Here is a 22,001-nt window from a genome sequence, read left to right as displayed (position 1 = left end):
ATCATCAAGATATAGGAATCGGAGACGGCGTTTTGGTCTGAGATTTAATTTAATCGCTGGCATTTACAACTATGAACTTGCTTTAGGCTATCATCAAGTAGCTGAATAAGACTTTTGCAGGAGGTCTACTAGGAATCCTCTCGGCGGGCCTATTTTTATTTCTACCCTTCGTCAATCTCCTGCATCCGAGTCCCTGGCAGCGATGGTTAGGCACAATTCACGGTTTTGGCTCTTTATTAGCCCTAGTCGTCATTGTTTACGCAGGCCACCTCGCTTTTCCCCTGCTCAGAGGTTCTAGCAAAATTTTGCAGCAAATGCGAACCCTCACCTTCTGGTCTAGCGTCCTCGCTTTTTTGGCGATCGCCACTGGCAATTTAGCCTATATGCGCTATCGGGCCGGTTTAGAATTTGGCGGTGCGCGGGCATGGCTAAAGGAAAATTCGCCCCTCGGTCAATACGTTCTCATGGAATACCACGAATTCAGCGTCCTTTTTACCCTACCCCTAGGCGTGGCCTGCACTTGGATTCTCTGGAAATACGGCGACTCAATCCTAGACAAAACTAATCGACCGGTGTTAACGGTCACTTGCATTGCTCTGATGGCGATGATGTTTTTTGCCATGGGTGGACTCGTTAGCGGCCTCGGTGTTGCCAAAATTCAAGCCCTGTAAACCATTATTGAGATACTTTACCTCAAAAGTGAAGAAAATTTAAGTTTTACTCGTTTTAGCTACTGTTTTCTGGTTATCTACCACCGTTCCCGCCCTAGGGGGTGTAAACTTAGCCCCGATGGTACGGATACGAAGGCGGTCAGCATTAGCAACCAAAGTTAAATCGTCGGTGGTTCCCGTACTGCTGGTAATACGGCTGGGGACTTTTAGCGGTGGGACTTTGCGGTTTTACACACTTACGAACTCTGAAAAAATAGGAACAAATCTGATGACTCAACGTTACGTCGATAGTCCTTGGTATGGAAAAATCTGGGCTTTTTTAAAACAATTTCCCCAAGGTTTAGCCGAAGGTGCCAAACGTTCCCCCGCCACTTCTGGCCCGGCAGCGGCGGCGATTATTAGTGCTGGTATTGGCTGTTTTTTAATGATGGTTGCTCACCATTTTTCCGATGCAGACCATTCAAAAACGGTAGAAACTTTTCTTTGGAATTTGGGCAGTTGGATACCTGGCAGTAAAAATCCTAGCAAAATGTGGGGCAATATCGGCAGTTATACCGGCAAAGAAACGATGTTATTAATTGGCTGGTTAGTCAGTTGGCCGATACTGCATTATTTTTGGAAAGATCGCCAGATAAAAGCTAAGACCATTCTCTTTTGGTTTTTTGCCCTCATGATTGCTGCCACCGCCATGTCATGGCATCCACTATTTCCCTATTTACCCTTAACTTAAAGCCTAGGAGGTGACAAAATGAACGCTCAAGTTAGAAAGGTTTCCTCGCGTAAAATGCACGATATCGTCTGGATATTAGTGGGAGTTTTTGGTTTATTTGCCATTACTTTTCCCCTAGCTATGTGGCGAGTGAGCAATATGGAAAAGTTTCAAGGTTCTCATGTGAAATCTTTAGTCGTAGAAGGAGAAAAGGCTCCCCAATCTTCACAGATTAAAACTAAATAAATCTGAGTTGTGGATAAGTCAAAACCCTGAGACTAAATCCAAATCTAAAACTCTGATTAACAGACAAAACTCTCCAAACTGTGAACAATTGCTAAGTCGGGTTGAGGCGACAAAACCCGACACAAACCTCCCCATTAGGATAACTGCTGTAATACCTTTTTAGCAAAATCGATCGCCTCTTGAAAAACTGTAACTTTGCCTTCAATTTGGGCAATTTGTACCTCGGTTAATAACTTACCGATAATCGGACTAGGTTTCAGGTGTAACTGGTTAATTAAATCATCGCCCTTTAATAAAGGTCGGGGATGGGCGATAATATTATCGGGATCGAGATAGGAAGTCAACAGAGAAGCGACAATATTTTTGTTAATCCCCATTGATAAAGCAAAAAGGGCAAAAACAGGAAATACTTTTCCCGTATTTAGATAAATAAAATACTGTTCCCGCAGACTTAAATTATCCGCTTCCTTCAGGGGAGGTAAAGACTTAATCACCGTGATTACCGTGCGAATTTCCCCACGGGAATACTTGAGATCGATTAACTCTTTTTCCGCTTCTGCTAAAATATCCGATACTAATAGAGCCAATTTTGTCAACTGTAACTGAGAAGGGGAAAAGATAAATTTTTCCGGCAACAAAGATTCTAAAAATTCCGCTGCCGCTTCCACCCCCATAACTCGCTCCATTTTTGCGGGGGTAATCCGACGCAACCAGAGAGATAATAAGCCATCTTCCCAGGCACTTTTTAGCCATTTATTGCCACGGGAATTGAGCAAAAGGTAATTCAACTCGGATTGTACCCTTTCGGCGGCTACACGGTGCAATAAAGGGGCAAGAGAACGAATAGTTGCACGGGTATGGGGTTCGATTTCAAAGTCCAATTGAGCCGCTTGTCGATAGGCTCTTAATAATCTTAGGGGATCATCTTGGAGATTTTCGCGGGAAATCATCCGCAGAGATTGGCAGCCTAAATCTTTTAATCCCCCTAAAGGATCGAAAATTTCTTGGGTTTGGAGATTATAAGCGAGAGCATTAACGGTGAAATCCCGTCTTTTTAGGTCTATTTCTAGAGATTCTCCCTCCTGTTGCGCGAAATCAAGCGTACCCTGCGGAAAAACGACGCGAGCAATTTGACGAACCGCATCTAAAACCACAAAACCGGCTTTATACTGATGGGCAATAGTTTGGGCAATTTCGATCGCTTTTTCGGGAACCACAAAATCTAGGTCAATATAGTCTTTCTGACGGTTTAATAAAGCGTCTCGCACAGCACCACCGACTAAATAAGCATTTTCTGGCAATTCTTGCTGATTAATCGCAAAAACTTCTTTAACTAAACTATCTAGGTTTTTTTGACAAGACATCGAGAAGATAAATTTACAAAAATATAATTTTGACCGGCCCCATTTGGGGAGAGACTGAGCTAGATTAACGGAAAAGACCTATAGAGTTAAACCTATGTGTATTTGTATTAACTGCTATTTTGTTGATCGCTGTTTCACCTATCATGCCGTAGAAACACAACATCAAGAACGTCATCTCACCGAGACACCGGACTTTGAAGCGAAGAACCCTTCTATTAACGTTAACATTCGCACCAAGGAAGATTATATCGAAATGGAATGGGATGTGGTGGGTTGCGATAGCTTTTTACGCGAAACTGGTAAATGGTCTAGTTTGCGTCCGGGTGAACCAATTCCCACCTAAAATACCTGAATTTACCCCCATACATATCTACTACAAGAGCCAAAAACCCTTGTCCAGCAATGGATAGATCCGTTAACTTTTCTTGCTGTACTCGTGCAATAGTGGTCATGTACAGGGAAAAAGTTCCGATTGAGTCGATGTGGATTGTTGAAGCTAAAGGACGCAGAGATGAAGCGAGAAATAGTTCTGTTCAGCTAATTTCAGGCGAAGAGGCTTTAGCGCAAGTCAGACGGCTGTAAGTGCGTTCGCCATGTTACAGGATAAAATAATTAAACCGAGTTGAAATTGAAGTCAAGGATATGCCAATTCGACAACCCCGCTACAGCAAAAAAGAATTTGCCCAACGTGGTAATGAACTCTATGAATCCCAAGTGCGCTCTCAAGTTGAAGAAGGCAATTACGGCAAAATTGTGGCGATTGACATTGAAACCGGAGCGTTTGAAGTTGCCGATGATTTGTTGACAGCATCGAAACAACTCTCTGCACGAGTACCTGATGCTCAGACTTGGTTTATTTGGATTGGACATCTAGCAGTCGATCACTTTGGTACACGAAGTTTGAGAACAAAGCAATGATGCAAGGTCGTGTGAATCAAGGCTCTCCCAGCTTTGGTGGGTAAAATGTATTCTAAGATACATTTCTCCTAGCGAGGGGGTAGAACGAACCACAAAGACACAAAGGACACAAAGATCGATCGATCCTATGTAAGTTAAACTTATCACACAGAACCTAGAAGAGCCGAATCAAAGGTGTGAAGCGACCTTATCGATCGCGCTCACGAATAATAAGACAGCGCAGATGGTAGATGCTGTAATTGATACAGGATTTTCGGGTTTTCTCACTTTGCCGCCTGACATAATTGCCACATTGGGGTTGAGTTGGGAGGGCGGAGATATTGCTACATTAGGTGACGGAACTTTCTGTACGTTTGAGGTTTACATCGGGCGCGTGATTTGGGATGGACAATATCGTGAGATTTACATCAACGAATCAGAGACACTTCCACTAATCGGGATGCAGCTATTGCGAGGTTACGATCTGCGGATTCAAGCGATCGAGGGTGGTCTAGTCACGATTGAGGCTTTGGAGTAGAGTGCGATCGCCATTTTACACGATAAAATAATTAAACCGAGTTGAAATCGAAGTCAAACGGATCACCAACTCAGTTTGCGTCCTGGTGAACTAATTCCCACCTAAAATACCTGAACTTTCCCAATACATATCTACTACAAGAGCCGAAAGTTAATCCACAAATATGTCTTGGACAGCCAACGATTCGAGGAATGCGTAATTTAAGAGCGAGGTATTTATGGATAAAGAAGAAGAACTACTTGAACAATGGCGAGAATTGACACCGGAAAAGCAACAAAAAGTTTGGCAATTTGTTCAAATACTTAAATCTGAGTCACAAACAACACCAGAAGCTAAATTTATTCCCCAAACACCATTAAGCAAAAAGTTATGGGAAATCCGACAGCGAGCAATCGCAGCTGGATTGCAACTGCTCAATGAAGAGGAAATAGAACAAGAACTTGCTGCACGTCGAGGAGGATGTAGTGAGTCATGAAATTGCTGACACTTACGGTTTAGCGGCGATGGATGCACTTCATGTTGCTGCTGCGCTGCAAATTCAAGCTGATGAACTAATCACCACCGAAAAGCCAACCAAACCAATGCACCGAGTCAGGGAAATTCAGATTGTTTCAATAGACATCTCTTTTGCATGAGTAGAAAACGGGTTTCTCGGAGAAACCCGTTTTCTGTGCGTTACTCACTAAAAGTAAGGGGACCAGGGACCGATGACGGTTTCTCCTCGCTTCTCTTTCTCTGCTAATTCCAGATTTAAGGTTAATAGTTTTTCTAAAATATCTTCATCAGCTTGGAAGTGATATGCCTCCATCACTAGCTTATCTAATTTCTGATGGAGTTGATACAGTTGGCTACTGGGTTCGTTAAAGAATTGGTTATATAGTTTGGTGATTCCCCATTGTTTTTTTTCCATCTGTTGACTACGATATTCGTGTAATTCGTTGGCGGTTTGACGGATTTTTTTGACAAGTTCCTGTGAAGGTTTCTGCGGAAAAGGGAAGGTTTCAAAACAGGTGTTAGGAGTATAGCGAGTATCGGCTTTTAAGGTTGAACTTTGAGCTTTTATCCAAATTCGATGTATATTTGATGTTAAGATACCGAGAATGTAGAAATCATCAGAGGCTACAACAGTAGTTGAGTCAGCAGGAAGCCATTCTTTTTTAGCCGGAAGGAAAATAAACCATTTAGAATGTCTAGGAATACTAAAATAACAAGCTAAATGTTCAATTACTGTTCTCATTTCAGGTCGAGGACGTAAAAATATCCACCAAAAATCACGTGCTTTTTTATCACGATTTATTTCTCTTTCTGGCTTAACATTTACTTTAATATGCTCAAAAGGTAGTTTATATTCACTAGCATCCTCTAAACTCATATTATTGAAATCAATAATCCAGCGGCTAGGTTTGCCATGAGGATTGTCAGTTAAATCACCAGCAGAGGATGATAATTTTAAAACCTCTTTATTCTTAAGATCATTTTCGATCCATTTTTTCGCTTGCTCACTTTTAATATAAAATCCCTTACCAACTGGTATCACTCCTTGAAAACTAATATTTTTGTTGGCTAATAGTCTAACTGCTTTGGAAATATCTACTGTCGTCGTCAAAGAAGAATTAATCTGAGAAACTGGATGATTATCTAAATAATAACTGACTGGTTCGATTTTACTCCAATTGACAATACTAACATGAACATTCGCCTCACCAGACCAAGGCTGAGTAGAAATCGCTTCATGAATGTGTCCACCATTGTGAGTAATATAATCCAACGCCGCTACACGACTTTTCCCTTGACTAATAGAATTAGTTCCGACTAAACCCGCTCTTCCTTTCTCATCTAATTGATTATGTGCTAGACGAAACCAATAGGAACAAAAATCAACCGAGTCTTTAACCTCAGAAAACCTTCCAAACACTTTATTAACATAATCATCACTGAGATTTAATCTCATCTGTTTACCTCCTAAAAATGGAGGATTACCGATAATTGCGTCTGCTTTTGTCCAATCGGTAAACAAAGCATCAGCACAGATAATATTACCATCCAAAGTATCCAAAGGTAAAGAAGCTTCCGTCAAATTAAACTTATCAATCGCCACCTTCCGGGCAATCATTAAAGTCACCCGCGCTAATTCTACAGCAAAAGGATTAATATCCATACCATAAAACTGTTTAGGCGTAACAAAACTAATCTGTAACTGGTCATTAGCAGAGCGACGACGTTCAGCAATCTTTTCAATTAATAACTGTTCAATGCGCTTTAATTCTTGATAGGCAACATAGAGAAAATTACCCGAACCGCAAGCTGGATCTAATACCTTATACTGCTGTAATTCTAACTGAAGTGTATTTAACTCGCCAATCGTCCCAGCTTGCTCAATTTTTTCCTCCCAGTAACGGCTAATAGTTGGGCGAACAATTTTCATAATATCCGCTTCTGAGGTAAAGTGCATCCCGTAAGTATGACGTTCTTCAGCATTAGCTGTCCCCTCAAAAATATTACCAAAAATTGCTGGACGAATCTTACTCCAATCCTGACGCGCCGCCACATCCAGAAACTCTAATTCCTTATTAGTTAATTCAATTGGATGAATTATACTAAACAGTCCCCCATTAAAATAATCCACTCCCTGATATTTACCAGCGGGGGTAATTCCGGGTTGGTTCATCTGTTGAAATAATCCCCCCAAGACATCATAGGAATTGCCACCATTTAGACATTCTTGTACACAAGAAATAAATAAATCTCTTGGTAACAATCCTCGATCCTCAGCAAACATTGCCAAGACACACTGTAAAATAAATCGCTGGGCCGTCAATTCATCAAAACCGCTTTTATGACCGCGTTTTTTTAACAGTTGAAACAACTCACCCATCCGTCGCGCGGCCGTTTCTGTAATCTCGACTTGATTATTCTGAAAGATAGGGGTACGATTCCCTACTTCCATAAAATTGAAGGCACTAACCCGATTTTTTAAATCGTTGAGATTGACTCGATCTACCGGTTCATCTATTTGAAGATCAAAATCAAAAATCCAGAACTGATCAAAATTACATAATAAGACATAGCGAGGGCGATTAGGAACCAATCGACTCCAGTATTCAAAAGCTTGGGGATAGTGTTTACTTAAATCTTCTCCTCGCTTTTTCATTTCAATTAAAACACGAGGTTTCCAAACTAAATCAGCAAATCCGGTTTTACCTTTCTTGCTACCTTTAGTAATCGCCTCCTCATAGGTTGCACCCGCTTCTAACGCACCTTTATGACCAAAAGCTCGAAAGAAACGGTCTAGGAAAATCTGAGCTTCTTTCCTTTCTTTGCCAGTAATATGCTGTTGACAAAAATCAATAAATTCCTGTAAGCTTTCAAGAGTAGTAGTCATCTCTAGCCTTTCTATTGGAGTAGGGTGGGCGTTCTAGTGCGATCACCATCTTACACAATAATTCATCATTCACAATTCATCATTCACAATTCATAATTCATCATTCATAATTCATCATTCATCATTCATCATTCCCATGTTGTCTTAACGGGTTACTCCATCCACCACCGGACGGACATCGCTACCCTCAAAATAGCCGGGGTTGCCTGTCCAGTTGAAATCGGACACGCGGATGTTGAGTATTCCCAACTGCAGCACCGGGTTATAGCGCAAAATTAAACTATAGGTGCGACGACTCCATTCGAGAAAATATTCTGTACTGATTTCCTTCGCTTGATCGACACTGTAAATACTCTGGAAACCCACACGAATCGGACCATATACCTGTTGAGTTATACCATAGGACATTGTTTGTTGATCAACAAAGCGATCGAAGAAAAAGGGTGATTGTCCGTTAACCAAACCCTGACTAAAACTGATATTAAACCCGGTATAGTCGAACAAATTGCGGGAAAAACGCCCAAACTGTCCCAATAATCCCACAGTTCCCGTGACGGAATTTTGCGTCTCTCCATTAGTGTAATAACTGGTGACACCGGTGACACCAGTGACAAGAGCAATATAGGGTTGAACGGGAAGAGGAGAAAATCTTAAACCTTGGTCGGGAGTCGGTGGTAAAGTAAGGGCAGACCAGAGTAAAAAACTGCGATTGAGGGAGACAGCACCCTGAAAACGGCTTAAATTAGTCACATTATCCGTTGCATTGGCTGCTAAGAGATTACTGCGATCGGTGGGTGCGTTGATATTCTGTAGGGAAGCTTGATAACTGAGTCTAATATCCGTATTGGGGACGACAATCACCGGTGAGGTCAAAATTGCCCCAAAACTGCTATTAACCGTCTGAAAACCCAAAGAACCGTTAAAGAGACGATCGCGATAATTGTACTCCACATTGAGCAGATAGGGATCCTGCAACTGTCCGATCGTCTGTTGAAAGCGAATCTTAGAACGAACAATATTTTCGATCTGTTCCAAATCTAAATTAGAAAAAGAAGCTGTTGCCTGAAAAAACGAGCGCTCACCAAAATTAGTGGCAAAATTCCCCAATAAACCAAAAGCTTTCGGACTAAGGGGTGAAACTTCGCCACCTCCGGGGTTAGCTGAGGGAAAAGCATCGGGATTAAGGACTTTTTGAATTAAATATTGCGGTGTCAACTCAAAAAGAGTCTTCGGTGTCTCCACTAAAGTTAGGGGACTTTCTACGAAAAATCCACCCCGATCCTCCCCATCATAGCCCGGAGCAATTAAAAAAGGACGACGACGACGGCGATCGAAGGTAAGACTATTAATAAAAGTAGGTGCCACTACCCGTTGATCGAAAACCAACTGGGAATTACTCATCCGCAACTCATCGGTAAAGGGGCCGGTACTGCGAAAAGTGGCGGAATTGGCCCGAACTTCCAATTCAGGAGGGGAAAAAGGGTCATTCGTCAGACGCACATTAGTGGCATTCCACACCTTACCATCAAAATTCAAGCGTTCGGCCTGAAAACGGACACGATTAATCGTTCCCCCCGATGGACTACTAATATTCTGTCGATCGCGCCGACTGGGATCCTGTCCCCCGACGACAAATTGAAAACCCTCTCCCGTCGTGATTCTCTGCAAGGGTTGATTTAATGCCAAACGATCGGTTAGGGTTCCAAAAGAACTACCGGCCCCCACATCCGTGGGCAGCGTTTGTCCTAAATCCCTAGCGGTGCTGGGTTGAAAAATCTCCCCATTAGCATTAAATACCACACCGCTATCCTGGACGAAATAATATTCAAAGCGATCGCCGCGCAGGATTTGATCTCCCCGGGTTAGGATCACCTGGCCCTCCGCTACCGCTAACTTTTCGGGAAGATTAATCTGTAAGCGATCGGCTGTTAGTACACTTTGGGCAAAACGCAGGGTGACATTACCTCTAGCGGTGATAATCTGCCGATTTTGGTCAAATTCCTGCTCATCAGCCACTAATTCTAGGGGTCTTTCCTCTTCTGGATTAGCGGACTGAGTTAGGTTGTTATTGAGGGAAATCAAGTATTCTTGGCTGGTTTTTTCGCCTTTTTTCCGCACTAATAGCCGAGTTGAGCCATTTTTCTGGTTAAGAGCTTTTTGATTTAATCCTGAAACTATCTCGGTTTCGGGATGAATGGTGACACCAACGGCTGCGGGGGGTGGAGAATTCTGGACAGAAAGGGGTGTTCCTAAAGTTGCCGCATCACCCGCACTGCTAGGTAAAGGTTCTAAGGGAATACCCTGATCGGGAACCAAGGGTTTTACCTCGACGGTTTCCGGGGGTGGAGTGACGGTGAGGGGAATAGAAACGCTCTCTGCTGAAGGCTTTTTTGCTTCTAGAGGTGCTGGGGTGACAGGAAGGGGAACTACTGACGTGGGACTATTTTCAGAAACTTGGCGCTCCTCCGTTTCCGGTTCAGCTACAGTATTAATCAGGGCAGGTGGTTCAACAGCTAAGAGAAAAAAAGACATGACTGCACGAGTCGGCGATCGAAATAGAGGACGAGCGAACCTCAATGATACTACCACGATCATTATTTCTAGGGAGACAGGGAAAGTCCGATAACTTGTTCCCTGTGTCTCTACCCTAGAACCAGTTTGATAATTGTCTTCTACTCAAAGTCTTTGCGTCCGGGGTTACGGGTAGGATCGCCGGAGAGGAACCCAAAGATAAAAAGTAAGACAAAGAAGGAAACAACGATATAAACGGCGATTTTTAGGGTTAACATTACTAAGACGTTCTCCTTAGACTAGATTAATGCAATAACAGGGTTAGCATACCTTGACCTACTTTACCCTATTTGAGTGATCCCTGAACAGAGAAAAGCGAGCAGTTAAGTAGTCGTGCAAAATTAATTTCCTAGTCGAGACAGGAGACAGGAGACAGGAGACAGGAGACGGGAGACGGGAGACGGGAGACGGGAGACGGGAGACGGGATAAAGCTAAGTAGTCGTGCAAAATTAATTTCCTAGTGAAGATAGGCAAGAGGCAAGAGGCAAGAGGTGGTTAGATATGTGTAATTAATTTTGCTTAGGTACTTATCAGTTATCAGTTATCAGTGAGCGGTGAGCGGTGAGCAGATGTGAGTTTTGGCTCTTCTAGGTTCTGTGTGATAAGTTTAACTTACAGAGGATTGATCGATCTTTGTGTCCTTTGTGTCTGGAGTGGTTCGTTCCACTCACTGCCCCAAGACTGTATCTTAGAATACATTTTACCCACCAAACCTGGGAGAGCCGAGTTTTTAGTTTACCGTTTACCGTTTACTGATCACTGAAAATACGAGTAAATAGCCTATTTTTAGCCAATTTATGAATAATCTCGGTAAATTATATGTGGTGGGAACCCCGATCGGCAATTTAGACGATCTGACTTTCCGGTCCTTGGCAACCCTCAAAAAAGTCTCTCTAATTGCTGCCGAAGATACCAGACACACCGGCAAATTATTACAGCATTTTGATATTTCAACCCCTCAAATTAGTTACCATGAACATAATCGCCTTTCCCGTCTCGATGAGTTATTAAATATTCTCAGCCAAGGTCAGGATATCGCCTTGGTTACTGATGCGGGAATGCCGGGGATTTCTGACCCGGGTTATGAGTTAATTAAAGCTTGTATAGAAACTAATATCGAAGTGGTTCCTATCCCCGGAGTAACGGCGGTAATTACTGCTTTAGCGGTGTCGGGATTACCCACGGAAAGATTCTGTTTTGAAGGATTTCTTCCGGGTAAGGCAAAGCTGAGACAAGAGCGCTTAGAGAGTTTAAAAACCGAAACGAGAACGATGGTTTTTTATGAAGCTCCTCACAAACTTATTAAGACTTTGGAGGATTTACGCGCAACTTTCGGATCAACGAGAAAGATAGTTTTAGGTCGGGAATTAACCAAGCTTTACGAAGAAATTTGGCGAGGAACTATTGCCGAGGCGATTAATTTATATCGGGAGAATAAAACTCCTAAAGGAGAATTTACGCTCGTAGTTATGGGCAACGATCAGGCCGATAATATCCAATTATCCGACGAGGAATTAAAACGGGAATTAAAACAAATTATAGAACGGGGAGTTAGTCGATCGCAAGCCAGCAGACAATTAGCACAAGTTACTAATTTATCCCGCAGTCGTTTATACAAATTAGCCCTAGAAATTTGATGATTATCAATTTTTATTCCCACCGCTAACCCTCGATTACTTAGCTGATTGAAGTAACAAAATTCCCCCGGCAGTTAATCCTAAAATATTGGGCAACCAAGCGGCCATCAAGGGGGTTAAAACTCCGCCAATGCCTAAGGAACTGGTGACAAAAGATAGGAGATAATAGGAAAAAATTAGGACAATACAAATACCAAAACTGGTGGCTTTATTAGAATTTTGGGGACGCAATCCCAAGGCTGCCCCAATCATGCCAAAAACCAAACAAACAAAGGGTAAAGATATTTTCTGCTCGATTTGAACTTGTAGTTTTCTAATTTTGGTGGGATTGCCACTTAATTGCAGTATTTCTAAGTATTCCCGCGCTTGTCTTAGGGTCATTTCTGAACCATCTCGGCCTCGAAAAGCTAAATCTAAAGGGGTACGCGGTAGGGCTAATTGTTGATGTTGAAAGCGAACAATATTGCGATAGGAACCATTAGGATCAATTAGATAAATTGTGCCGTTATAAAAATCCCAGATATTTTTTTCAATATTCCAAGAAGCTGTTTCTGAGGTAATAATTTGATTAACTTCCGGTTGGGTGCGATCAAGAATGGTTAAACCTAACATTTCTTGACCGTTAAATCTTTCGGCATAAAATAACCTTCTTAATACCGTTTGCGCTTCCCCTCCATCCGGTGGCCGCACTTTGCCGTATTCAGGATAAATAATATTATCTTCAATAAAAGACTTGCGATTTGGTCGCAGAGCTTTCGTCATGGTAGCATTAGCTTCATAACTGGCAGCTGGAGCCACATAATCATTAAAAACGTAGGTTAATCCCGTCACTATTAAACTTAGCACAATGGCGGGAATTATTAGGCGATAAACACTAATTCCAATACTTTTAAAAGCAATTAATTCGCTATCACTGGCTAAACGACTGTAGGCCATTAAAGCTGCTAAAAGTATCGACATGGGAAAGGCTAAAACAATAAACTCTGGCATTTTTAATAGGAGAATTTTTAGGGCCAAAGTAAAGGGTAAACCAGACTCAGTAATCCGTCGCACTAAATCAAATAAAGTCCCGATCGCCACTCCCAAGGAAGTGAATAAACCCATCCCAAATAGAAAGGGCAATAATAACTCGACAAAAATATAGCGGTCTAAGATGGTAAATCCGGGTATTCTACTTAAATTTCCTTGCCAATTGCTAACTTTCATGATATAATACAGCGATTTTTATTAATAACAATTATCTTAAGAAATTATCACCCAAATAATACTGACGCACCAGAGGATTATTATACAGTTCTTCGCCACTTCCCGCCGCTAAAATCTGCCCTTCGCGCATAATATAAGCCCGATTAGTGATAGCCAAAGTTTCTCGCACATTGTGATCAGTAATTAAAATTCCCATCTGACGATCCCTTAAACCAGCGATCATCGCTTGAATCTCAGACACAGCGATCGGATCCACCCCAGCGAAAGGTTCATCTAATAATAAAAATCTTGGTCCGTTGACTCCCACCGCTAAAGCGCGAGCTAATTCCGTCCTTCTTCTTTCTCCTCCGGAAACGTAAGCTCCTTTAGTGCCAACAATCTTATCGAGGCGAAATTCTTTTAATAAATCATAGAGACGATTTGCCCGTTGGGAAAAGGGAACTCCCGACTGTTCTAGGGCTAACTGAATATTTTCTGCTACAGTTAAATAACGAAAAATACTGGCCTGCTGCGTCAGATAGCCAATACCCAGACGCGCCCTTTGATTAAGGGGTAATTTGGTAATTTCTTTTTGATCGAGCCAAACGCGTCCTAGATTCGGTTTAATTAATCCCGTGGCGATATAAAAAGTTGTGGTTTTCCCCGCACCATTTGGTCCTAATAACCCGACAATTTCCCCCGGGGCAACGGTAATACTCACTCGGTTAACCACGAGCCTTTTACCGTAGGATTTATGGATATTTTCTAATACTAAAGTCATCTTTATCCGGTGTTGGGAATTATGAATTATGAATTATGAATTATGAATTAGGAAGTGGGAAATGGGAAATGGGGAAGTGTGGCAGTGGGGTGTGGGGTGTGGGGTGACCACTTCGTGCGCGACGTTCGGCGACGCTCAGTCGAGCCGTTGCGGGGGGAAGTGGGGGAATTATGAATTATGAATTATGGATTATGAATTGGGGTATGGGGAGAACAAATGAAAATAATCTCCTGTCTCCTGTCTCCTGTCTCCCGTCTCCCGTCTCGGAGTCTCGGAGTCTCCTGACTCCCCATCACTGCGGGTTAATAATTGGGGCAGCGGGGAGGGAAGGGGAAGGTATGGGTGCGGGTGTCGGGGAGGCTGCCGGTTGGGGAGAAGTTTCGTTATCTTTGACTAAATAAATTGACTCCACCTGCTGACTGGTTTGGGGAGTAGCGATAAATCTGCCCTCATCGACTAGATAAGTCATCGTTTCAGCGCGGATACTGTTGCCTTCCTGCAAAACATAAACATTACCCGTCATCACTAAACGACGTTCGCGGCTAAAATACTGAGCTTGGGCAGAAGTGGCCTGCATTTTGCGGGCAGGATAGAACACTTGTACGTTACCCCTCGCAGTAATTACCCCCGTTTTTGAGTTTGCCTCCTGAATATCCGATCGCACTGTCATGGCATTACCGGGTACAATATTCTGCTGTGCCTTGACTAGGGGAGAAGTACCTAATCCCATGACTAAGCTAGTAGAAACGAGGGAAACTAGCCATCCCCTGATTTTTGCGTATCTTGCTCTCATACAAATATCACCTATAAGTAAATGGTTTCAATTAAATTGAAGATAAATCGCCCCTTGATCCCCCCTTGATCCCCCCTTGATAAGGGGGGCGCTGACAATTTTTAACACCCACCTACTTAGAGGTAATTGTATTGACTAACTAATCTAGCTGTTTAGAGGACGGGATGACTTTTGAGGATTTTCGGCAGAGAACAGATAGATTGATCGAGGTGGGGATGAGGATGTTCCTGATTGCTTTTCATCGCTTCTAGCACTGCCGGTAAAGCTTGGGGATCGAGATTCTGTAAAAAGTTTAATAGGTCCAAACTCTCCCCCACCAAGTGCGTCACGTTGATCCCCTCGTAATCGGGTTGATAATGTTGTAAACGTCTCACCCCTTCTCCCAAAAGAATTACCGCCCCGCGCCAGTTATTATTTTCTAGATGGTAACAAGCGACAGCAATCTGCAAAATGCCTTGATAAAAGGTTTTTTCAGGCTCTGCGGACTCCATCCACAAAGCCTCTAGGGTATCATGACAAGCATAGAATTGCTGGCGATTAAATTCGTCGATTCCTTGCCCAAAAGCGCTGGCTGTCATTACCCTAAACTAATGCCCCTTCATCAATTCGCGGACTTCTTGGATATAGTCGAGGGAAATTACCTGTTCTTCCCCAGCAAACTCGTTATCGGGGGTAATAAATAGCATACAGTGACATTCTTTCCGTTCCCGCATCGGCACACAGGGACAATTCCAGAAAGTATTTTTTACCTCCGCTTCTTTGTCTTCGTAGTGACGACAGGGACATAAAGGAGCGCCTAATTCCTCCTTATGACGCGCTAATCCCTCAATTACTACCGCTGTCACCGAGAGATCGCTACAGAAATAAGTATTTGTACCTTTAGCGTACTGCTCGGCAAACTTCTTCATCGCCTCAAGACTCTTATCCGTGTCCGTGATCTGGCTCATAGTTATCTTATCTCCCTAGCTTTCTACAAAAAAACTTTTTACTATCCTATCTCGATCCGCTTCCCCTTGGCTGAGGGGAATTTTTAGAATCTCTTTTGATTTTGCGACCGATCCCCTTGTTAATCTAATACGATAAAAAGACTCTCTTTGGCCAAAAGCTCGATTTTTTGGCCAGCAGATCGGAATTATAGGGGCAAAGTTCCTCAAAACCTGTCCTTGATTCCTACAATCCCCGTACCCTATCAATACCAGAACATGATTTTATCTTTCTTGCAGACAAATAAAATTTCTGATGATAACACGCCTTGGTGGCTGAAAATTACCTCCCTTTATCCCCACTGTATCTACTATTTTGGTCCCTTTGCCTCCTTTGAGGAAGCACAAGAGCATCAGGGGGGTTATCTCCAAGATCTAGAGTCCGAAGGAGCGCAAGGAATCAGTCTTTCGATCGAGCGGAGTAATCCCCATTATTTGACCGTTTTTGACGATGGAAATCAGCATCTAGCTAAAACTTTCGCTTCCCATGCTCGAACCTTTTCTCGCTTTATTTCTTAAGTCTCCCTGTCCTCTTTGTCAACGGCAGAGCGATCAAGAGCTTTGCCGTGATTGTGGGCGACAATTACAGGCCTATCGTCAGAATAACCCGCTTTTTCTCTGGCATGGTTCTATTCCCCTGTTTATCTGGGGACGCTACGAAGGTAAATTAAAACAGGCGATCGCTAAAATGAAATATGATCGCCATCCCGCTCTCGGCTCTTTGCTAGGCAGTTGCATGGGGGAAACTTGGCTGCTTCGTCCTCCCCTCACCGATAAACGTTTGACGGTGATTCCTATCCCTCTCCACCCAGAAAGGTTCAAGGAAAGGGGTTTTAATCAAGCAGAAGTCATTGGCGAAGGTTTTTGTCGTTTAACCGGTTATCATCTGGCTAGTCGCGGATTAATTCGGATTAAGAACACGGCAGCTTTATTTAGTCTGGCAGCCGAGGAAAGAAAAAAGACGATGCAAGCGGCTTTTCAACTGGGGAAAAATTTACCGAAATCAATACCGATTCTCTTAATTGACGATATTTATACCACAGGAACCACGATCGAGGAAGCTGTGCAGGTTTTACGCACAGAGGGATATCGGGTAGTCGGTGCGATCGCTCTTGCCAGTTCCAAAATTAGCTAAAATGCCCAGAGGAATCGGTCTGGGCATTTTAGAGTTAGATTAAATTAAGTGCGTTTGATCTTGTCGTATTGACTGATGAAAATCAAACCGATAGTGGCGGGGATCAGGACGATAACCGCACCTAAAACAAGGCTCCAGAGAAAGTTAGCTAAAGAGGGTGTCATGATAGATAAATCCTTTGTCATATTTTCAAAGACTTAGTTTTTTATCTTATCACCTTGGGCGAGAAGACCCCCAGTTCCACGGCCAGATAGATGCGATCGCAGGTTATTATATGTCTTCAATCGCTGAAAATAAAATCTCCCTTGACTTCTCAAGGAGATGGGGATGTTTGACAATGGGTGATAGTTACAAAAGTTCACACTAGACTGGCAAAGATTTTTATGGCTACTGACGATCGCAAACGGCGCATTCTCGATCATCTCTCCAGAAGTACCACTGGTGCTGACTATATTCCCCAAAAACCGCTGCCAATTGTGGAAACTCCCCCGGTGGCAGCGGAACCCGTGGCAGCGCCGCCGCCGGTAACTCCTTCACCGGAATTAACTGCTAAAGAGCGCAAAAGAAAGATAATGTCCCATCTTTCCATGAGTAGTGAAGATTTTGGCGAAATTACTAGCACTACCCCCCAAGAAAAGCGTAAACGCCAAATTAACGACCATCTGCGCCAAAGCCAAGGATAAATAGTAAGGAGTGAGAATTAGCAACTAGGCATCTTCTAGACTGTTCTCACTCCCTCATTTTCTGCTGTCGATGGGAATAATGACAGTTGTTGCAAATCAGTTCCTCGCTCTGGCAACAAGGGAATGTTAAAGTTAGTAATGAGTGCTTCGGTGATCGGATGACGTAATTTTTCTGTGGAACCAACATGATAAAAATGCTGTTTAGTATAGATATAAAACTGATCAGCACTCCAATTTTTTTTAATTAAAGGATTGCTTCTAAACTGATTACTGTGCCAAGTGGACAAAATAAACCGACAAGAAATATCCTTTAAAATAGTCACCAAACAATCTTCATCCTCTTCAGACCAAGAGTTAAAATAATCGGCGTGTCTCCCTAAATAGGGAGGATCGAGATAGATCAAGTCTGTTTTTTGCCAATCAGATAAAGTCTCTCGAAAGTCAGCAACTTGAAAATTATAATCAGTTTTAATAAGAATATTTTCTAGGGCAATAACTTGATTGACTATTTTGGTAATATATGCTTGAGAGAATCGTTCTGATTTATGACAGTAAGGTACGTTAAACTGTCCCTTCCGATTGAATCTCATCACGCCATTAAAACAGGAGCGATTCAGAAATAAAAAATCTAGAGAATTAGGAGCTTGATTAAATCTTTCTCGTACTTGATAATAATAACTTTCTCCCTGCTCCTTAAGAACTTGACCATTTTCTTGCAAAAAAAGCTTCACAGTTTTACTGGTAATAACTTGATTTTTGAGATTATTATAAAACTGGATAATATGAGTATTTGTATCCGCAAGTAAAGCCTTTTTCGGATTAATATTAAAGGCCACCACTCCCGATCCAGAAAAGGGTTCTATCCAACGCCCAAAGCTCAGATCAGACACAATATTTTTAACATCTTTTACCAATTTAGTTTTAATTCCTTGACACTTAATCGGTGGCACCAGTGGCGTTAACTTCACTAAACACTCTCCTCATTAATAGTAATTTCTTGATAGTCTGATGATAAATTAATTATTTCATCTTCACGAAGTTTTAGGGCATCACTACCTCTTTGTTTATATTCAAGATAACTTTTAAGATTGGTATAAGGACGAGAGGAATCTACTTGTTTTGCCATATCTGTTGTCAGGTAATACATCCAATAGTCATCATATACTTCTTCTCCTAATAAAGAAAAAATACCTTTTCCTTCGATTAATTCAGAAATTTTAGTCACAGAACCGATATTTTTTGTATTACCACTACCAGGACTAGAGGAGGCAATTTTATATTTAGGTTGAGCAAAGAATTGAAAATCTTTAATAACAGAAGGTATTTTTTCTATATCTTCAAGTCTGAAGGATTTTCTCTCATCAGCTACCAGATCGCACTTAGTGTAAATAACACCCAGAACATAGTGACCTGAATACTCTTGGTAAGGATATTTTATATTTTTGCAGCTATTCCTCTGTCGAAAGTATCCAGTAAATGTACCTAATGTCATTCCATTGACTTCTTGATTATTTTTTCTGTAAGTGCTTTTTATATCCACAGCAAACTTAGCTCCTGTTGGCTCGTGAATAAAGGTCAAATCAGGGTAAAAATTTTGTTGAGATACTAACTCTATCTTGAATTGGTTACATCTAGCAAAATTATCAAATATGGGAAAAAGAAGCAATTCTAGGATTTTAGAGATGATTTTCGTATCAATAGATATGGTATATACTTTTTTATGTATATCGATAAAACCCTTAATAATCCATTCACCTTCATTAGTTGACACAGTTTGAGCAAAGGAAGAAGTTTGATGTTGTAAAAGTTGCAAAAAATGTTCTGGAGTCATAAATCTCTCAGATAATCAGTGGCTTTTGATAAGCTGTTCAGTCTCTAAATTTCCGAGCAGATCGAGAAAAGGCAAGGGTTTCAACACCGTTCACCCAGGATTTAAATTGCGAACAGCTTATACACTGTGTAGTTTACACGCTCTAGAGTAAAGAATAGTAAAAACTTCTACTGTTAAATCTTGACCATCGAGATAGTCCTTCTCTAATCCAGCTGATCCCAGAAACCATGAGACTCTTGCTAGAACAAATGAACTAAAAAAATCTCTCGTCACCATTCTTGCCAGAATTATGAGAATTACGTTACATTTAGTTAAGATTTAATTGGCTGCGGGGATTAATCTCGAAAAAATAACGTAAAATCCTTGACAAAAACAGCTAAATGAGTTAAGCAAAAATCTTTATCCTAGAACCACTAAACAAACATGAAACTATCCTGGAAAACGATTTTACTGTGGACATTGCCCGCCCTTGTGGTCGGTTTTTTCCTCTGGCAAGGCACTTTTGCCACCGCCACCAGTAATATCGGCAATAACACCGCCAGTACCCGCATGACCTACGGACGCTTTCTAGAATACCTAGACAGTGGTAGGGTTGTTAGCGTCGATCTCTACGAAGGTGGCAGAACCGCGATCGTACAGGCCCTAGATCCAGAACTAGAAAACCGAGTACAACGCCTACGGGTCGATTTACCAGCCAATTCCCCCGATTTAATCGCCCGTTTACGCGATTCTAAAATTAGTTTCGATGCACACCCGATGCGGAATGACGGCGCTTGGTGGGGATTCCTCGGTAATCTACTTTTCCCCTTTTTGCTGATTGCCGCTCTCTTTTTCCTATTCCGCCGTTCTAATAATATGCCAGGCGGCCCCGGTCAAGCGATGAGTTTTGGCAAATCAAAAGCTCGTTTCCAGATGGAAGCAAAAACCGGCATCACCTTTGATGATGTGGCAGGAATTGACGAAGCGAAGGAAGAATTACAGGAAGTCGTCACTTTCCTCAAACAACCGGAGAAATTTACCGCCGTCGGTGCCAAAATCCCCAAAGGAGTCCTGTTAGTTGGTCCTCCGGGTACGGGTAAAACTCTGTTGGCTAAAGCGATCGCCGGTGAAGCGGGTGTACCTTTCTTCAGCATTTCTGGTTCGGAATTTGTGGAAATGTTTGTCGGTGTCGGTGCTTCTCGCGTGCGCGACTTGTTCAAAAAAGCTAAGGAAAATGCTCCCTGTTTAATCTTTATCGATGAAATTGACGCAGTAGGTCGTCAACGGGGTGCCGGTATCGGTGGTGGTAACGATGAACGGGAACAAACCCTAAACCAATTATTGACAGAAATGGACGGTTTCGAGGGGAATACGGGAATTATTATCATTGCCGCCACTAACCGCCCCGATGTTCTCGATTCCGCTCTCATGCGTCCGGGCCGTTTTGATCGCCAAGTAACCGTCGATGCGCCCGATTTTAAAGGTCGTTTAGAGATTTTAGACGTTCACGCCCGCAATAAAAAGCTGGCTAACGACGTTTCCATCGAAGCGATCGCCCGTCGCACTCCGGGGTTCAGTGGAGCGGATTTAGCCAATTTACTGAACGAAGCGGCAATTTTAACCGCCCGTCGTCGTAAAGATGCCATTACCCTCCTGGAGATAGATGACGCGGTAGATCGCGTTATCGCAGGTATGGAAGGTACTCCTTTAGTCGATAGCAAGAGCAAGCGCCTAATCGCTTACCATGAAGTGGGTCATGCGATCGTGGGTACGCTCTTAAAAGATCACGATCCCGTCCAGAAAGTGACTCTGATTCCCCGGGGACAGGCCCAGGGTTTAACTTGGTTCACTCCTAACGAAGAACAGGGTTTAACCACGAAAGCGCAGTTAATGGCCCGGATTTCCGGTGCTTTAGGTGGTCGCGCGGCCGAGGAAGAAATCTTCGGCTATGATGAGGTGACTACCGGTGCTGGTGGCGATTTGCAGCAAGTTTCTGATATGGCCCGCCAGATGGTGACTCGTTTCGGGATGAGCGATTTGGGTCCTTTGTCCCTAGAAAGTCAAGGGGGTGAAGTGTTCCTCGGTGGCGGTTTGATGACTCGTTCCGAGTATTCTGAGAAGGTCGCTACTCGCATCGATGATCAGGTGCGATCAATCGTGGAACACTGCCATGAAATTTCTCGGCAAATTGTCCGCGATCATCGCGAAGTGATCGATCGAGTGGTGGACCTGCTGATCGAAAAAGAAACGATCAATGGCGAAGAATTCCGGCAAATTGTGGCTGAATACGCCTACGTTCCCGAAAAAGAACAGTTTGTACCACAGTTATAGGTTGATTTCCATCTATATGCGATCGGGTGGTTTAAAGCTCACCCGATTTTTTTATGCTAGGGTGTAGGGTTGCAAATAGATGAAATTTCAAGAGTTTGCCAAGGGACTATGTGGGACTAAGCGGGAAGTATTGGGACGTAAGGGTTTCAGGTTTTTAACAAAGATGTAACTGATTTTCTGGCCCTGGCAGATGTTTGAAATTTCATTGTAGTATGCTGACTTTGCCAGATTCTCAATAAATTGAGATTATTCTCAATAACATTTTTTAGGTTGTTCTTTTTCGA

The 22,001-nt window shown here is 42.6% G+C and carries 25 protein-coding genes and 2 pseudogenes; 14 read left to right on the top strand and 13 right to left on the bottom strand.

What is annotated here, in order from left to right:
- From IQ234_RS12195 to IQ234_RS12180, 4 genes and pseudogenes are all read left to right on the top strand, one after another.
- A pseudogene (locus IQ234_RS12195) lies at positions 1-109 on the top strand (IS5/IS1182 family transposase); the annotation flags it as partial.
- Positions 110-128: 19 nt separating this feature from the next.
- Positions 129-671, top strand: a pseudogene (locus tag IQ234_RS12190) (hypothetical protein); the annotation flags it as partial.
- A gap of 268 nt (positions 672-939) precedes the next feature.
- On the top strand, positions 940-1,401 hold the full coding sequence (locus IQ234_RS12185; RefSeq protein WP_193957285.1) for a hypothetical protein: 462 nt from the start codon (positions 940-942) through the stop codon (positions 1,399-1,401).
- Between the two features lie 18 nt (positions 1,402-1,419).
- Positions 1,420-1,626 carry a hypothetical protein gene (locus IQ234_RS12180; RefSeq protein ID WP_193957284.1) on the top strand — a complete coding sequence of 69 codons (207 nt, stop codon included), beginning with the start codon at positions 1,420-1,422 and terminating at the stop codon, positions 1,624-1,626.
- 134 nt (positions 1,627-1,760) lie between these two features.
- Here the strand turns inward: IQ234_RS12180 and IQ234_RS12175 are convergent, their stop codons facing one another.
- Positions 1,761-2,990 (bottom strand): CCA tRNA nucleotidyltransferase, encoded by a 1,230-nt coding sequence (locus IQ234_RS12175; RefSeq protein ID WP_193957283.1) that lies wholly within the window; start codon positions 2,988-2,990, stop codon positions 1,761-1,763.
- A gap of 94 nt (positions 2,991-3,084) precedes the next feature.
- On the opposite strand from IQ234_RS12175, the gene IQ234_RS12170 reads away from it, so the two are divergent.
- Together IQ234_RS12170 and IQ234_RS12165 are read left to right on the top strand one after the other, a co-directional pair.
- A complete protein-coding gene (locus tag IQ234_RS12170; protein WP_002785748.1) occupies positions 3,085-3,333 on the top strand; it encodes a Ycf34 family protein in 249 nt (82 codons plus the stop codon).
- Positions 3,334-3,632: 299 nt separating this feature from the next.
- A complete protein-coding gene (locus tag IQ234_RS12165) occupies positions 3,633-3,908 on the top strand; it encodes a hypothetical protein (RefSeq protein ID WP_193957282.1) in 276 nt (91 codons plus the stop codon).
- Here the strand turns inward: IQ234_RS12165 and IQ234_RS21185 are convergent.
- The gene (locus IQ234_RS21185; protein ID WP_322743454.1) at positions 3,861-4,055 is read right to left on the bottom strand and encodes a hypothetical protein; all 195 of its coding nucleotides are present in this window, start codon (positions 4,053-4,055) and stop codon (positions 3,861-3,863) included. The genes IQ234_RS12165 and IQ234_RS21185 overlap by 48 nt on opposite strands.
- A gap of 76 nt (positions 4,056-4,131) precedes the next feature.
- Here IQ234_RS21185 and IQ234_RS12160 point away from each other — a divergent pair, with 76 nt between their 5' ends.
- The 3 genes from IQ234_RS12160 (at position 4,132) to IQ234_RS12150 (ending at position 5,060) form a co-directional block, all read left to right on the top strand.
- Positions 4,132-4,425 carry a clan AA aspartic protease gene (locus IQ234_RS12160; RefSeq protein WP_228008492.1) on the top strand — a complete coding sequence of 98 codons (294 nt, stop codon included), beginning with the start codon at positions 4,132-4,134 and terminating at the stop codon, positions 4,423-4,425.
- A 217-nt stretch (positions 4,426-4,642) separates the two neighbouring features.
- Positions 4,643-4,900, top strand: a complete 258-nt coding sequence (locus tag IQ234_RS12155) for a hypothetical protein (protein ID WP_193957281.1) — start codon at positions 4,643-4,645, stop codon at positions 4,898-4,900.
- The gene (locus IQ234_RS12150) at positions 4,866-5,060 is read left to right on the top strand and encodes a hypothetical protein (protein WP_193957280.1); all 195 of its coding nucleotides are present in this window, start codon (positions 4,866-4,868) and stop codon (positions 5,058-5,060) included. Before IQ234_RS12155 ends, IQ234_RS12150 begins: the two co-directional genes overlap by 35 nt.
- 47 nt (positions 5,061-5,107) lie before the next feature.
- Here IQ234_RS12150 and IQ234_RS12145 read toward each other — a convergent pair whose 3' ends face one another.
- The 3 genes from IQ234_RS12145 to IQ234_RS12135 form a co-directional block, all read right to left on the bottom strand.
- A complete protein-coding gene (locus IQ234_RS12145) occupies positions 5,108-7,807 on the bottom strand; it encodes a DNA methyltransferase (protein ID WP_193957279.1) in 2,700 nt (899 codons plus the stop codon).
- 144 nt (positions 7,808-7,951) lie between these two features.
- On the bottom strand, positions 7,952-10,339 hold the full coding sequence (locus IQ234_RS12140) for a DUF3769 domain-containing protein (RefSeq protein WP_193957278.1): 2,388 nt from the start codon (positions 10,337-10,339) through the stop codon (positions 7,952-7,954).
- A gap of 140 nt (positions 10,340-10,479) precedes the next feature.
- Positions 10,480-10,596 (bottom strand): photosystem II reaction center protein I, encoded by a 117-nt coding sequence (locus tag IQ234_RS12135; protein WP_002732356.1) that lies wholly within the window; start codon positions 10,594-10,596, stop codon positions 10,480-10,482.
- A gap of 580 nt (positions 10,597-11,176) precedes the next feature.
- Between IQ234_RS12135 and rsmI the strand changes: the two genes are divergently transcribed.
- Complete coding sequence (gene rsmI / locus IQ234_RS12130; protein WP_193957277.1) at positions 11,177-12,016, top strand: 16S rRNA (cytidine(1402)-2'-O)-methyltransferase; 840 nt, start codon at positions 11,177-11,179, stop codon at positions 12,014-12,016.
- Between the two features lie 36 nt (positions 12,017-12,052).
- Here the strand turns inward: rsmI and IQ234_RS12125 are convergent, their stop codons facing one another.
- From IQ234_RS12125 to IQ234_RS12105, 5 genes are all read right to left on the bottom strand, one after another.
- Positions 12,053-13,222 carry an LptF/LptG family permease gene (locus IQ234_RS12125; RefSeq protein WP_193957276.1) on the bottom strand — a complete coding sequence of 390 codons (1,170 nt, stop codon included), beginning with the start codon at positions 13,220-13,222 and terminating at the stop codon, positions 12,053-12,055.
- A 31-nt stretch (positions 13,223-13,253) separates the two neighbouring features.
- Positions 13,254-13,982, bottom strand: coding sequence for an LPS export ABC transporter ATP-binding protein (gene lptB / locus IQ234_RS12120; RefSeq protein ID WP_002741521.1), 729 nt, complete (start codon positions 13,980-13,982; stop codon positions 13,254-13,256).
- A gap of 292 nt (positions 13,983-14,274) precedes the next feature.
- The gene (locus IQ234_RS12115; protein WP_193957275.1) at positions 14,275-14,775 is read right to left on the bottom strand and encodes an LptA/OstA family protein; all 501 of its coding nucleotides are present in this window, start codon (positions 14,773-14,775) and stop codon (positions 14,275-14,277) included.
- Positions 14,776-14,927: 152 nt separating this feature from the next.
- Positions 14,928-15,353, bottom strand: coding sequence for a DUF309 domain-containing protein (locus tag IQ234_RS12110; protein WP_002741528.1), 426 nt, complete (start codon positions 15,351-15,353; stop codon positions 14,928-14,930).
- 9 nt (positions 15,354-15,362) lie between these two features.
- On the bottom strand, positions 15,363-15,722 hold the full coding sequence (locus IQ234_RS12105) for a ferredoxin thioredoxin reductase catalytic beta subunit (RefSeq protein WP_193957274.1): 360 nt from the start codon (positions 15,720-15,722) through the stop codon (positions 15,363-15,365).
- Between the two features lie 255 nt (positions 15,723-15,977).
- On the opposite strand from IQ234_RS12105, the gene IQ234_RS12100 reads away from it, so the two are divergent.
- Both IQ234_RS12100 and IQ234_RS12095 read left to right on the top strand, forming a co-directional pair.
- Complete coding sequence (locus IQ234_RS12100; RefSeq protein WP_024970844.1) at positions 15,978-16,277, top strand: DUF1816 domain-containing protein; 300 nt, start codon at positions 15,978-15,980, stop codon at positions 16,275-16,277.
- A complete protein-coding gene (locus IQ234_RS12095; RefSeq protein ID WP_193957273.1) occupies positions 16,246-16,893 on the top strand; it encodes a ComF family protein in 648 nt (215 codons plus the stop codon). The genes IQ234_RS12100 and IQ234_RS12095 overlap by 32 nt, the downstream gene beginning before the upstream one ends.
- 44 nt (positions 16,894-16,937) lie before the next feature.
- On the opposite strand, the gene psbX is transcribed toward IQ234_RS12095, so the two are convergent.
- Positions 16,938-17,057 carry a photosystem II reaction center X protein gene (psbX, locus tag IQ234_RS12090; RefSeq protein ID WP_002733679.1) on the bottom strand — a complete coding sequence of 40 codons (120 nt, stop codon included), beginning with the start codon at positions 17,055-17,057 and terminating at the stop codon, positions 16,938-16,940.
- A 219-nt stretch (positions 17,058-17,276) separates the two neighbouring features.
- On the opposite strand from psbX, the gene IQ234_RS12085 reads away from it, so the two are divergent.
- Positions 17,277-17,576, top strand: a complete 300-nt coding sequence (locus tag IQ234_RS12085; protein ID WP_002803105.1) for a hypothetical protein — start codon at positions 17,277-17,279, stop codon at positions 17,574-17,576.
- Between the two features lie 35 nt (positions 17,577-17,611).
- On the opposite strand, the gene IQ234_RS12080 is transcribed toward IQ234_RS12085, so the two are convergent.
- Complete coding sequence (locus tag IQ234_RS12080) at positions 17,612-18,544, bottom strand: Dam family site-specific DNA-(adenine-N6)-methyltransferase (protein ID WP_193957272.1); 933 nt, start codon at positions 18,542-18,544, stop codon at positions 17,612-17,614.
- The gene (locus IQ234_RS12075; protein WP_193957271.1) at positions 18,544-19,407 is read right to left on the bottom strand and encodes an EcoRV family type II restriction endonuclease; all 864 of its coding nucleotides are present in this window, start codon (positions 19,405-19,407) and stop codon (positions 18,544-18,546) included. The genes IQ234_RS12080 and IQ234_RS12075 overlap by 1 nt, the downstream gene beginning before the upstream one ends.
- Before the next feature lie 423 nt (positions 19,408-19,830).
- Here IQ234_RS12075 and ftsH2 point away from each other — a divergent pair, with 423 nt between their 5' ends.
- Entirely contained in the window at positions 19,831-21,717 is a 1,887-nt protein-coding gene (ftsH2, locus tag IQ234_RS12070; protein WP_024970580.1) for an ATP-dependent zinc metalloprotease FtsH2, read from the top strand.
- Positions 21,718-22,001 lie beyond the last annotated feature (284 nt).

The sequence above is a fragment of the Microcystis aeruginosa LEGE 91341 genome, assembly GCF_015206885.1.
GTDB lineage: Bacteria > Cyanobacteriota > Cyanobacteriia > Cyanobacteriales > Microcystaceae > Microcystis > Microcystis aeruginosa_H.
The sequence above is the reverse complement of the archived record's forward strand: the minus strand, read 5'-3'. Positions and strand labels throughout refer to the sequence as shown.

Bases quoted from the DNA above. Each gene is read 5' to 3' on its own strand.
- IQ234_RS12185 (WP_193957285.1), top strand. From the start codon at position 940: ATGACTCAACGTTACGTCGATAGTCCTTGGTATGGAAAAATCTGGGCT.
- IQ234_RS12180 (WP_193957284.1), top strand. From the start codon at position 1,420: ATGAACGCTCAAGTTAGAAAGGTTTCCTCGCGTAAAATGCACGATATC.
- IQ234_RS12175 (WP_193957283.1), bottom strand. From the start codon at position 2,990: ATGTCTTGTCAAAAAAACCTAGATAGTTTAGTTAAAGAAGTTTTTGCG.
- IQ234_RS12170 (WP_002785748.1), top strand. From the start codon at position 3,085: ATGTGTATTTGTATTAACTGCTATTTTGTTGATCGCTGTTTCACCTAT.
- IQ234_RS12165 (WP_193957282.1), top strand. From the start codon at position 3,633: ATGCCAATTCGACAACCCCGCTACAGCAAAAAAGAATTTGCCCAACGT.
- IQ234_RS12160 (WP_228008492.1), top strand. From the start codon at position 4,132: ATGGTAGATGCTGTAATTGATACAGGATTTTCGGGTTTTCTCACTTTG.
- IQ234_RS12155 (WP_193957281.1), top strand. From the start codon at position 4,643: ATGGATAAAGAAGAAGAACTACTTGAACAATGGCGAGAATTGACACCG.
- IQ234_RS12145 (WP_193957279.1), bottom strand. From the start codon at position 7,807: ATGACTACTACTCTTGAAAGCTTACAGGAATTTATTGATTTTTGTCAA.
- IQ234_RS12140 (WP_193957278.1), bottom strand. From the start codon at position 10,339: ATGTCTTTTTTTCTCTTAGCTGTTGAACCACCTGCCCTGATTAATACT.
- IQ234_RS12135 (WP_002732356.1), bottom strand. From the start codon at position 10,596: ATGTTAACCCTAAAAATCGCCGTTTATATCGTTGTTTCCTTCTTTGTC.
- rsmI (WP_193957277.1), top strand. From the start codon at position 11,177: ATGAATAATCTCGGTAAATTATATGTGGTGGGAACCCCGATCGGCAAT.
- IQ234_RS12125 (WP_193957276.1), bottom strand. From the start codon at position 13,222: ATGAAAGTTAGCAATTGGCAAGGAAATTTAAGTAGAATACCCGGATTT.
- lptB (WP_002741521.1), bottom strand. From the start codon at position 13,982: ATGACTTTAGTATTAGAAAATATCCATAAATCCTACGGTAAAAGGCTC.
- IQ234_RS12115 (WP_193957275.1), bottom strand. From the start codon at position 14,775: ATGAGAGCAAGATACGCAAAAATCAGGGGATGGCTAGTTTCCCTCGTT.
- IQ234_RS12110 (WP_002741528.1), bottom strand. From the start codon at position 15,353: ATGACAGCCAGCGCTTTTGGGCAAGGAATCGACGAATTTAATCGCCAG.
- IQ234_RS12105 (WP_193957274.1), bottom strand. From the start codon at position 15,722: ATGAGCCAGATCACGGACACGGATAAGAGTCTTGAGGCGATGAAGAAG.
- IQ234_RS12100 (WP_024970844.1), top strand. From the start codon at position 15,978: ATGATTTTATCTTTCTTGCAGACAAATAAAATTTCTGATGATAACACG.
- IQ234_RS12095 (WP_193957273.1), top strand. From the start codon at position 16,246: ATGCTCGAACCTTTTCTCGCTTTATTTCTTAAGTCTCCCTGTCCTCTT.
- psbX (WP_002733679.1), bottom strand. From the start codon at position 17,057: ATGACACCCTCTTTAGCTAACTTTCTCTGGAGCCTTGTTTTAGGTGCG.
- IQ234_RS12085 (WP_002803105.1), top strand. From the start codon at position 17,277: ATGGCTACTGACGATCGCAAACGGCGCATTCTCGATCATCTCTCCAGA.
- IQ234_RS12075 (WP_193957271.1), bottom strand. From the start codon at position 19,407: ATGACTCCAGAACATTTTTTGCAACTTTTACAACATCAAACTTCTTCC.
- ftsH2 (WP_024970580.1), top strand. From the start codon at position 19,831: ATGAAACTATCCTGGAAAACGATTTTACTGTGGACATTGCCCGCCCTT.